Source organism: Pedobacter sp., from assembly GCF_035566355.1.
Lineage (GTDB): Bacteria > Bacteroidota > Bacteroidia > Sphingobacteriales > Sphingobacteriaceae > Pedobacter.
Genome location: NZ_DATMRL010000539.1, coordinates 1 through 11,032 on the forward strand (window position 1 = coordinate 1; position 11,032 = coordinate 11,032).

Here is an 11,032-nt window from a genome sequence, read left to right on the forward strand (position 1 = left end):
ATAGAAGAGAGGTTATAGGAAACCTTTAAGCCTATATACCCAATAGAATATAACTGATCAACAGGTGGAAAAAACAAATAATTTGGATAAGTAAAATTATAGGCAGAAATAAAAGATAAGACGGGCATGTAGGCACTGTGCACTTCTTCTTTCTTTGCAATTTGAGTTTCTATATCTGCTTTTGCTAATTTTAACTGATAGGAATTGGTTTCACCGTTATAGGCTATTTTATTCACATCAATTAAATCTGGTTTTATCATATTGGCCGAATCAGTTGGCGATATATATGATTTTTCGTTTAGGTTCAATGCAATATTAAGCTTGTTATTAAGTATAGTTATGTTATTCACATTTTCTTGTCTTGCTAACAGTATATTGGAAAGCATAAGTTCGGCCCGAAGCACATCACTTTTTGTAACGCGTTGATTTTTATAAAGAGTGTTGATGGTTTTTAATCTTGTTTCGGCTCTTTCAATTTGGTCATCTGTGAGTTTCCTTAAGCTATACTGTTCAACAAGAGCCATGTAAAGTTCGCATACCAATAAGGCTGCATTTCCCTGCCTGTCTTCCAGATTAATTTCTGAGATGATCCTTTTGATTTTCTGCTCCTTAATTATCGCTTTGGTATGTCCTCCTGAATAGATATTGAAAGAGAGATCCATTCCGAGTAAAACTCCATTCGGACTGGGTTGTCTGTTCACAGATTTCGCACCTCCAAGACCATCTTCAAAAAGGGTTAATTTGCTAAATCTCTGATAGGTTCCATTAGTATTCACATTAGGCATAGCCATATTTTTCGAATCCTTAACATCTTCGTCTGCAACAAGTCTTGCTATTGATGCAATTTGTACAGCTGCATTGTTTGATTTACCAATTTCAATTGCCTCCTTTAACGATAAAAGGACCACTTTAGGAGCCTCTGTCTGTTGAGCCAATGCCTTTGGTGTAAAAAGGAAAAGCAATGGTAAAAATCTAAAAGAAAAGAAGTTTTTCATTGTTGTGGTTTTATTTCAATCCCATTTCTTATAAGCGGTTAAGATCAGTTGACCCGAATCGAGATCAACTCAAAATTGGATAAAATAACAGGGCTAAATCTTGACAAATGCTACGTTTTTCAATTGACTATTGTCAATTGCTTTTCTTAACTAATATCATTTCAATCTTAATTGATCACCCTGAACTTCGTGATGTTGATTAACTCAAATTACATACATGAAAATAGAGCAAGAAAATAATAGTAGAGGCGGATATTTTATCGCTGTTGAAAATGAAGTTGAAATTGGCAGGATGACTTATTTATGGGCCGGTCTAAAAATTATTATTGATCATACTGAAGTTGAGCCGAAGTTCTCAGGTAGAGGGATTGGTAAACTTTTGGTGCTGGATGCTGTACGGTATGCGAGAGAGAAGAAAATAAAAATTTTACCACTATGTCCTTTTGCGAAAAGTGTCTTTAACAAAAATTCAGATCTGGCAGATACCCTTTTTTTCAATCATTGAAGCTTGCGAATCACTGGAAAGACGAATCAATTCTGTCAATTGACATTAATCAATACTATTTGTTAACATAAATCATCTGTGAACAAAGCCACTAAAAGCACATTTGTAAAGTGCCAGATGGCTAATTTTTTTGCAAGTAAGGCACATACTCACAATCAAAATGAAAAATTAAAACAAAATAAATATCCTAATTAAAAACAAAAACGATGGAAACTAAAGGAAACACAAAATCCGGACTTGGTGCTTTACTAACACCTGACAACTGCGCATTAATATTGATTGATCACCAACCCTTTCAATTTGCGGGACTAAGAAGTCATGACACGCAAACCATCATCAATAATGTTGTTGGATTGACAAAATCAGCCAAAGCATTTAATGTGCCTACACTTTTCACAACAGTTCTTGAAAAACGTGGTGGCCTGCTGATCAAGCAACTACAAGATGTATTTCCAGATCAAAAACCTATTGATCGTACTTTTATCAATACCTGGGAGGATTCCCGTATTGTTGACTGGGTTAAAGCGACAGGAAAGAAGAAAATTGTGATGGCTGCACTGTGGACCGAAATATGTCTTGCTATGCCTACTATTCAGGCTCTTGGTGAAGGATATGAAGTTTATATTGTAACAGACGCCTCTGGGGGAGTAAGTCTTGAAGCACACGAAATGGCGGTGATGAGAATGGTGCAAGCTGGTGCAGTTCCTATCACATGGACTGTCTTCGCCTCGGAGTTACAACGTGATTGGGCACGTACAGAAACTGTTTCCGCTTTAGGTGAGATGTTGGTGGATCACATGGGTAACGTGGGAACAAGCTTAAACTGGGAATTTCAGTTGCTGGCTACACCGGTTGAAGCATAAACGGTAAATAAATATCAATAAATTAAGCCTTTATACCTTGTTTACCTATTTTAGGAACTATAAAATAGGTAAACAAGGTATAAAGGCTATTTTATCTGTTTACAATATAACGAAGTCATTGCCGAACAATAAAAACTAATCCTTTGAGATCCCTAATTTTTTCATTTTAGAGGTGAGTGTTGTCGGAGGAAGGTTCAACATTTCAGCGGCGCCTCCCGGGCCATAAACTTTTTGATTACATTTATGAAGTACAATCAGAATGTGCTCTTTTTCTACCTCTTCGATTGTTTTAACAGCGTTATTATCGTTAATAGTAATCTGAGATAAATGCGGACTCTGAATGAATACGGTATTAATCATACCTTGTTCTGTAAGAACAACACTGCGTTCTATACTGTTTTCTAATTCTCTAACATTTCCGGGCCAATGATACCTCATTAATTGCTCCATTGCCGATGGTAAAATACCCTTGATGTTTTTATTGCATTTCCTGGCATAAACATCAATAAAATGATCGGTTAAAAGAGGAATATCTTCAATGCGTTTTCTTAATGGTGGAAGTAAAATTGGGAAAACATTTAACCGATAATAAAGGTCCATTCTAAATCTACCCTCTGCAACTTCTTTTTCAAGACATTTATTTGTTGCGGTAATGATACGCACATCGATCTTGATTGTCTCCTGGCTTCCAATCCGCTCAATTTCTTTTTCCTGCAATACCCGTAAGAGCTTGACCTGAACTTCCAACGGGACTTCGCCAATTTCATCTAAAAATATGGTTCCGCCATCTGCTTGTTCAAATCTTCCTATTCGTTTGGCCGAAGCACCGGTGAATGAACCTTTCTCGTGACCAAAAAGTTCAGATTCAATTAAATTAAGAGGCAATGAAGCACAATTAACCTTTATTAATGGATTATTTTGGCGAGCAGAGAGGTTATGGATATGTTGAGCAATCTTTTCCTTTCCAGTACCGGTTTCTCCAAGGATTAAGACTGAAGTATCAACACCTGCGACTTGTTTAACATAATCAAGAACCAATAACAGAGGCTGGCTTTTTCCAATTATACCTGGAAAGGTAATGTCCTGCCTGTCGGAGTTTAAGGAGGTTGTTATGTTTGTCTTATTGTTCCTGTTATTTTGCTTTTGCTCTAATTTGGAGGCATTAACAATTTGTAGCAGGGTTTCGGATAATGATTGTTGGATACGGCCAAGAAATTTAATCATTTTGCCATCATAAACGGTTTTAGCTTTGCTGAAGAATGATAGAACAAAGGGGGCTTTATGATCAACCAGTAGGGGAAATATTAAATTTGATTTTACATTAAAAGTAGTCGCATATAATTTATGCATGGGATATTTGGATATACTAGAATCAAATTCTTCACAATTTAAGAAAGATGGTCTGATTTCAACAGGACTCTCCATCCGAATTTTCTTGAGATATTCAGATTTTAATCCGGTAATTGTTAAGAGATCTTCTGTAAAAATGGTCTGATATTCGTTGAACCCGGTCCTGAAAAAACCACACCATAATGTTTCCTGATCCGGATTAACACTTCCCATTGTAATAAGATCAAAAGGAATGTAGGGTTGAATTGCGGAGGTAATGACAAGAAGTTTTTTTTCACAGGAAAGATTTGAAGATACGATTTTGGAGAACTGATCTTGCAATTCAATTTCTCTTCTCAAATCAGCTTCAAGGCTGTTTTGATGACGGTAACGAGCAATATCCAAAGCAATGAGCACTTCTTCTTCCCGAAAGGGCTTAATCATGAAACCGTAGGGTTTTGTTAGCTTTGCCGCCTCTAAAACACTCTGATTCGAATTTGCAGAAAGGTAAACAAATGCGATGTTTTTTTCATTTAATATCTTTGCAAGATCAATCCCTGTCAAGGATCCTTTTAAGAAAATGTCGAGTAATACCAATTGGGGCTTTTGGAGCTCAATCAGATCTAATGCTTGTTGCATTGATCTGGCGATACCGCATACATGATAGCCCTCACCTTTGAGTATTAGCGCCAGGTGATTTGCAATAATAAGCTCATCCTCAACAATCAGTATTTTTTCTTTCATGAATTTTTAAGGTTTTGCTTCCAATACCTATACAAGTTTATCAATAATTATTTGCTATTTATAGCAGCTAACTGATTTTTTGGTAGCCGCTTTAAATTACCATTTATGTACCGGCTCTCCTTTACAATACTTCTTCTAAAAATAAACTGCTCATTTGATATTTATCAAGATTATTTCTTATTAAACATCAACAGTAGCGGTGATAAGGTGAATTAAATTTACATCATAAATCAAAATCTAAAAAGGTTATTATGAAAAAGACATTTGGAATTATTGGAGCTGGAAATATAGGAGGAACAGTTGCAGCTCATCTGGTTAAAGCTGGTTATGATGTTGTATTAAGTAACAACAGTGGACCCGAATCTTTAACTGAAATCGTCAATGCCTTGGGAAAAGGTGCCAAAGCGGGGACTACTGAAGATGCTTCAAAGGCAGATATAGTAATACTGGCATTGCCATGGTCACAGGTACCGGGTTTAACCAACCTAACAGATTGGAATAAAAAAATTGTCATTGATGCGACGAATCATTTCATTACTTATTATCCGGATTTTGAAGTTGAGGATTTAAAAGGTAAAGCCTCAAGTGAAGTAACCGCTGAGCTACTATCCGGAGCACGCATTGTAAAAGCATTTAATACCCTTTACTTTAAGATTCTTGAGGCCGATCCACATGTTGGAAATGGTAATCGTGTTTTATTCGTTTCGGGAGACGACATTTCCGCGAAAAACGAAGTTCTAGAAGTTATTCAAACTCTGGGGTTTGCAACAATTGATCTTGGTGATTTGGCAACAGGGAGTAAGCTTCAGCAAGCTAAAGGAGCTGTTGCGACGCTAAATCTCATCAAATTGCCGTAAATCAGTTAACCATAGTTAAAATGAAGACAAATCATAAACAGATGAACAAATTATTGGTCAATTCGGCATTAACAATGGCACTTACTATTCTTACATTTATGGCAACTGCACAAAAAAAAAGGGATCTAAAACAAGAAGCTATTAATAAGAAAATAGTGGAAAAATATTTCTACACCTTTTATAATGATAAGGACGTAGAAAAATCCAGAACAATGATGACCCCAAACTTTATCAATCATCATCCAGGTGCGGGAAGTGGGGCAGAGGCAAGTTTAAAAGCAATTAAAGAACATCTTTTTAATAAATTTCCTGATTTTAAGGTGTTTATAAAACGTATTGCCGCAGAAGGCAATCTGGTTTGGATCCAATGTTATACCCAGGATACACCTCAAGACCGTGGAAAAATGTCAATGGATATTTTTCGCGTAGAAAATGGCAAAGTTGCGGAGCACTGGGATATTATCCAGGCAGTTCCGGAAGGAATAGACCCCTCATCAATGTACAATTAACAGACCCGATTAAAATCCAGTTTTTTATCATTTAATAGATCAACTAATGAAAGATAAATCGGTAATTCCAAAAGGAAAGGGGCTGCTGTCTTCCTTAAACTTCGATCTCAAAATGGATCCTGGAATCAAAGCGGCCTTAGAAAAAATGGATATTAAGCCTTCACCTGAGTTCCCTGAAATAAAAACATGGAGGGATGGTGTGGCAGCGCTCGGATTGCAAGTTGCGTCCGTGAAAAGTCCCTTTGATGAGGACGTAAAGATAGAGGACCAATTTATCGAGGCAAATGAAACCAGGATCCGGCTCAGAATTTATCAGTTAAAAAATAAACGGACTGATAACCCTTGTTTTTATTGGATGCATGGAGGAGGTTTAATGGGCGGTAGCCCCGAACAGGATGATATTCAAATGAAGCAAATTGTTGTTGAAACTGGGGCAACTGTTGTTTCGGTAGATTACCGTCTGGCTCCCGAACATCCATTTCCAACCCCGCTTAATGACTGCTATAATGGGCTAATGTGGGTAGTAAATCACCATGCGAGATTGGGTATTGATTTAAATAGGATAGCCTTGGGGGGTGCAAGTGCCGGTGGTGGATTGGCTGCGGCACTCGCCATTATGATAAAAAGAAAAGGGGACCTGAAGCTGGTTCATCAATCATTAACCTATCCCATGCTGGATGACCGGAACCTAACGAATTCCAGTTTCCAAATCACTAATCTAGGTCTATGGGACAGATCCTATAATTTATTTGGCTGGGAAGCTTATCTGGGCTCTAAACATGGAAGGACATATGTGCCTGAATTTGGAGCTGCCTCCCGTGAGAACAATTTAAGCGGTTTGCCGCCGGCATTTATAAGTGTTGGCTCATTAGATCTATTTAGAGATGAAGACCTGGAATATGCACTGCACTTAATGGAAGCTGGAGTTTCAACCGAAATACATTTTTATGCAGGTGCAGTTCATGGTTTTGACTGGCATCTGCCAGATGGGCCAATGACAATCTCTTTTCTCTCTAAACGTATCAATGCGCTGAAAATGGCTTTTGCAGTTTAGCCGTATCTCGGGCTTTTAATGATGATTTAAACCATTCAGATGATTAACAATAACTATATAAAAATCATGAAAAGATTAGAAAACAAAGTAGCAATCATTACAGGCGCCGCCGGAGGAATGGGGGCAGCCGAAGCATTTTTATTTGCTTTAGAAGGAGCAAAAGTAATTATTACTGATGTTCAGGAAGAAAAGTTAAAGGAAGTGGTAAAGGAAATAAGAGCCGCTGGTGGAACCGCTGATTATGTGGTTCATGATGTAAGCTCAGAGGAAAGCTGGAACGATGTAATAAAAAAAACAATTTCCTTGTATCAAAAAATTGATATTCTTGTTAATAACGCAGGAATCACGGGGAACCTCTTAGCGCCACTTGAAGAAAGGACAGTAACAGAGTTTAATAAAGTTATTGCTGTAAATCTGCTTGGGCAATTTATAGGTGTAAAAGTTGTTGTTCCTTTTATGCGAAAAAATGGCAGTGGATCCATTATTAATATATCCTCCATTGGAGGAATAACAGGCTCGGCGGGAGGTACAGCATATACAGCGTCTAAAGGAGGCTCCAGGCTCTTCACCAAAGGAGCTGCTGTAGAATTGGCTAAAGACAATATACGTGTAAATTCTGTTCATCCTGGTTATGTAGTCACTCCAATGACTCAAAATATGTCAGGAGCCAAAGATTTCGAAGCTATGGCCGTTGGGGGAACGCCAATGAGTAGAGGGGGAACGCTTAATGAGATTGCTTACGGTGTATTATATCTGGCATCTGACGAATCCACATTCACTACAGGGTCGGAAATGATTATCGATGGTGGAAATACCGCATTTTAAACAAAAAATATGCAACTCCTATTTAAATTAAACCATTTTATAATGGTCCTTTTTTTAGTTTGCTCTCCTTCTGTTTAACAGTTTACCAGTTTCCTCCGGTCATTTCATTCTCTAAGTCTCTTGATTGAATCAACGATATTAATTATTGATGAATGTTATTCGCCCTCATGCAGGATAGTGCAGGTTGCCAGCCTCAATTGTATCTCCGAGATTAGGGCCATCTTACCATCCATTTTAAACCAAATAAAACGATTAACTAACCAAAACTAAACAAGATGAGCAAAAGGAAAATAATAAACCTTCTTTCAGTTAGAAGGCTAGGGCTCTTATGTTGTATGTGTCTATTCAGCACATTCATCTATGCCCAAAATTTTAGAATTAATGGTAAAGTAACAGATCCTGCAGACGGAGGAGCATTACCAGGCGTTTCCGTAAAAATCAAAAATACCCAGACAGGAACAGTGACCGGTCAAAACGGAACCTTTAGTTTGGAAGCAGCGAAAGGTGCAATTTTGATATTCAGCTATATCGGCTACAATTCTAAAGAAGTGACTATAACCAGTGCAGATCCAATCAATGTATCCTTAAGTGCTCAGAGTGGAGATCTTGATGAGGTAGTTGTTATTGGTTATGGAAACCGTCAAAAGAAAGATCTGACTGGCTCCGTAGGAACCGTATCTGCTGCCCAGATCAAAGACCTTCCGGTCAGTTCTATAGATCAAAAATTAGTGGGGCAAATTCCTGGTGTTCAGATCAGCTCGCCAACAGGGGCTCCAGGTGGCGGTCCAAGTATTAAGATTAGAGGTTCCGGTTCTATTGGTGCAGGGGATAATCCACTTTTTGTTGTGGATGGCTTTGCTATTGCCAATACTAATGGTCAGGATTACAACCCACTTAATTTCATTAGTCCAGACGATATAGAATCCGTTACTGTATTAAAAGATGCCTCCTCAACAGCTATTTACGGCTCAAGAGGTTCAAACGGAGTCGTTATCATTACAACCAAAAAAGGCAAAAGTGGCGCACCGGTTGTAAGTCTGAATATTTATGGAGGTATGCAGCAGGTTCCACAGAAAGGACGTCCGAAGGTCTTAAACGGAACTGAATACGCGCAATTCAGAAAGGATATTATCGTAGACCAATTGGCTTCACAAGGAAAGGTGGCCACAGATGCGGATATTCCTGTTCAATTCAGAAACCCCGCCCAATATGGCGAAGGTACCAACTGGTATGATGCTGTGTTACGTACAGCCCTGCAAAACAATGTGGATGCAAACATCCGCGGCGGATCAGAAAATACACTCTACTCCGTATCGCTTGGGCGCCTGGAACAAGAAGGGACTGTTAAGTACACGGATTACAAAAGATATACGGTAAAAGCCAATCTGGAATCCAAATTGGGTAAAAAACTAACCTTAAGTTTTAATCTTGCGCCTTCAGGTGGCACACAAAACAGAGGCTCTTATGAAACTGGTTCCCGGGATGTGCTGACCAGAACCCTCTGGTTAAGCCCTATCGTTCCAATTACAGACGCTAATGGCAACAGAACAGTCTTTATCAATTCTCCCGGTGCCATAGGTGCGGGTAATCCTCTAAATACGCTTGAATTTGCGGGCACGAAAGCAAAGTATTTCAGAGGCCTGGCCACGGCATCAGCAGAATATGAGATCATTGAGGGCTTAAAAGCAAAGTACAGTTATAATTTAGATTACTCGCAAAACAGCTCTTTTGCATTCAGTCCTTCATTTGTTATTGGAGAAACCGGAAACCAAAATCCAAACCTTTCCACCCCTAATTCCAGTACAGCCAATACCAATACAGTGAACTGGTTGTCTGAACTGATTGTAAATTACGACAAGCAATTGGGAAAAGATCATCGGATTAATGCGATGATCGGCTACACCGCACAACAGGAGCGTTATGAGGGTTATAACTTCAATGCCACTAACTATCCCGATAACTTGATTGAAACCATCAACGCTGCATCTCTGCTGAATGGTCAGGGAGCGGGAATAGAAAAATGGTCTCTTTTATCCTATCTGGCCAGAGTTAATTATACCTTTAAAGACAAATATTTACTAACCGCTACTATCCGTACAGATGGGTCTTCACGTTTTGGAGCCAATGTACGTTATGGAACTTTCCCTTCTGCAGCTTTCGCGTGGCGGGCATCACAAGAAGAATTCCTGAAAAATGTAAAATGGATCAGTGACCTTAAATTAAGAGCAAGTTATGGTCGTGCAGGAAATTTCAACATTGGTAACTATCAATATTCATCTATCATATCCGGTGCGAACTATGCTTTTGGTGGTCAGCAAGCCAATGGAAGAGTTTCTACATCGATCAGTAACCGCGATCTGACCTGGGAAAATTCTGATGAACTAGACCTGGGAATGGACCTGGCTGTCTTAAAGAACCGTGTTAATTTTACCTTTGACTTTTATAACCGGATCACCACCGGTATGTTATACGACAATCAAATCCCTTTCTCTTCAGGTTATTCTTCAGCAAAGATCAATGGAGGTAAAATCAGAAACCGCGGATTTGAATTCGGCGTAGTTACTAAAAACCTGGAGGGTGAATTTACCTGGAACACCAATTTTAATATCAACATCAACCGGAACATTGTACTTGCATTGAACGATAAAAACGATCCAATTTACAGCGGAAGAAGTGGTGAAGGCAATTACACCCATAAAACGGAAGTTGGAAAACCATTAGGTCAGTTCTTTGGCTATGTAGTAGAAGGTATTTATAGAGATCAGGCAGACCTGGACCGTTCACCTAAAAGCAGCACCTCAGTAGTAGGATCTATTAAATACAAAGATGTAGACGGTAATGGCATCATTGAGGCTGTAAAAGATTTTGCTGTAATTGGTAACCCGTATCCCGATTTTACTTACGGAATTACCAATACTTTTGGCTATAAAAATTTCGATCTGAACGTCATTCTTGTCGGTTCTCAGGGCGGGCAGATCCTTAAAACAGCAAACGAGTTCTTAACCAATATTGATGGTGTATTCAATGTAGACCGAAAGATATTGAACCGGTGGAGATCTCCTGAAAATCCAGGCGACGGTTTTACGCCTACAACCAATGGGGCGAGAGTAATTTACCGCGATGTAAATAGCGGTTGGGTGGAAGATGCAAGTTATATGCGCATCCAGAACATCACACTAGGTTATAACTTCAAACAAAAATTTATTACCAATTCAAAGGTGATTAAAGGATTAAGATTGTACACGAGCGTACAAAATCTGGCCACCTTTACCAAATATAGTGGTGCCAATCCAGAAGCAAGCACCAACGGATCAAGCGTGCTTACACCTGGTCGTGATTTTACCAATTATC

The 11,032-nt window shown here is 38.8% G+C and carries 8 protein-coding genes and 1 pseudogene; 7 read left to right on the plus strand and 2 right to left on the minus strand.

What is annotated here, in order from left to right; genetic code table 11:
• On the minus strand, positions 1-995 hold a 995-nt coding region (locus tag VNZ46_RS21160; protein WP_325562337.1), incomplete at its 3' end, for a TolC family protein.
• A 217-nt stretch (positions 996-1,212) separates the two neighbouring features.
• Between VNZ46_RS21160 and VNZ46_RS21165 the strand changes: the two genes are divergently transcribed.
• Positions 1,213-1,500 carry a GNAT family N-acetyltransferase gene (locus VNZ46_RS21165; RefSeq protein WP_325562339.1) on the plus strand — a complete coding sequence of 96 codons (288 nt, stop codon included), beginning with the start codon at positions 1,213-1,215 and terminating at the stop codon, positions 1,498-1,500.
• A 206-nt stretch (positions 1,501-1,706) separates the two neighbouring features.
• Entirely contained in the window at positions 1,707-2,363 is a 657-nt protein-coding gene (locus tag VNZ46_RS21170; RefSeq protein WP_325562341.1) for a hydrolase, read from the plus strand.
• 135 nt (positions 2,364-2,498) lie between these two features.
• Here VNZ46_RS21170 and VNZ46_RS21175 read toward each other — a convergent pair whose 3' ends face one another.
• Positions 2,499-4,436 carry a sigma 54-interacting transcriptional regulator gene (locus VNZ46_RS21175; RefSeq protein ID WP_325562343.1) on the minus strand — a complete coding sequence of 646 codons (1,938 nt, stop codon included), beginning with the start codon at positions 4,434-4,436 and terminating at the stop codon, positions 2,499-2,501.
• Positions 4,437-4,678: 242 nt separating this feature from the next.
• Here VNZ46_RS21175 and VNZ46_RS21180 point away from each other — a divergent pair.
• The 5 genes and pseudogenes from VNZ46_RS21180 to VNZ46_RS21200 form a co-directional block, all read left to right on the plus strand.
• Positions 4,679-5,293 (plus strand): annotated as a pseudogene (locus VNZ46_RS21180) (NADPH-dependent F420 reductase); the annotation flags it as partial.
• 20 nt (positions 5,294-5,313) lie between these two features.
• Positions 5,314-5,802: a nuclear transport factor 2 family protein gene (locus VNZ46_RS21185; RefSeq protein WP_325562345.1), complete on the plus strand. Its 489-nt coding sequence runs from the start codon at positions 5,314-5,316 to the stop codon at positions 5,800-5,802.
• A 46-nt stretch (positions 5,803-5,848) separates the two neighbouring features.
• Positions 5,849-6,856: an alpha/beta hydrolase gene (locus VNZ46_RS21190; protein ID WP_325562346.1), complete on the plus strand. Its 1,008-nt coding sequence runs from the start codon at positions 5,849-5,851 to the stop codon at positions 6,854-6,856.
• A 66-nt stretch (positions 6,857-6,922) separates the two neighbouring features.
• Positions 6,923-7,681 (plus strand): glucose 1-dehydrogenase, encoded by a 759-nt coding sequence (locus VNZ46_RS21195; protein WP_325562348.1) that lies wholly within the window; start codon positions 6,923-6,925, stop codon positions 7,679-7,681.
• 275 nt (positions 7,682-7,956) lie between these two features.
• Positions 7,957-11,032, plus strand: a 3,076-nt coding sequence (locus tag VNZ46_RS21200) for a TonB-dependent receptor (RefSeq protein ID WP_325562349.1), incomplete at its 3' end; no start/stop codon positions are given.